The following is a 594-nucleotide window of genomic DNA, read 5'->3' as shown; positions in this document are numbered from 1 at the left end:
ACAATACCGGTGTGGCCGATCTGGCCGGCAACACGGGCAGCGGCACCACCAACTCCGGCAACTACACCCTCGATACGGTGCTGCCGACCGCCACTATCGTTGTTGCCGACAATGCGCTGAGAATCGGTGAAACGTCACTGGTGACCATCACCTTCAACCAGGCCGTGACCGGTTTCACCAACGCCGACCTGACCATCGCCAACGGCACCTTGACCGCGGTGAGCAGCAGCGACGGCGGCATCACCTGGACCGCGACCTTCACGCCGAGCGCGAGCATCACTGACACGACCAACCTGATCACCCTGGACAACACTGGCGTGCAGGCTGCCGGCACCGGTAACGTGGGCAGCGGCACCACCGATTCCAACAACTACGCCATCGATACAGTGCGGCCAACGGCAACGATCGTGGTGACGGACACCGCGCTGAGAATCGGCGAAACCTCGCTGGTGACCATCACTTTCAGTGAAGCGGTCAGCGGCTTCACCAACGCGGACCTGACCATTACCAACGGTACCTTGACCGCGGTGAGCAGCAGCGATGGCGGCATCACCTGGACCGCGACCTTCACGCCGAGCGCGAGCATCAACGACA

General features: G+C 62.5%; 1 protein-coding gene. It reads left to right on the top strand.

The genetic code is table 11. The features are described 5' to 3' along the window. Positions 1–594 (top strand): Ig-like domain-containing protein (locus KW837_RS28550; RefSeq protein WP_256349083.1); only part of this gene is annotated, 594 nt, incomplete at both ends.

Origin of the sequence: Pseudomonas sp. PDM24 (genome assembly GCF_019218905.1) — a bacterium.
GTDB lineage: Bacteria > Pseudomonadota > Gammaproteobacteria > Pseudomonadales > Pseudomonadaceae > Aquipseudomonas.
The sequence above is the reverse complement of the archived record's forward strand: the minus strand, read 5'-3'. Positions and strand labels throughout refer to the sequence as shown.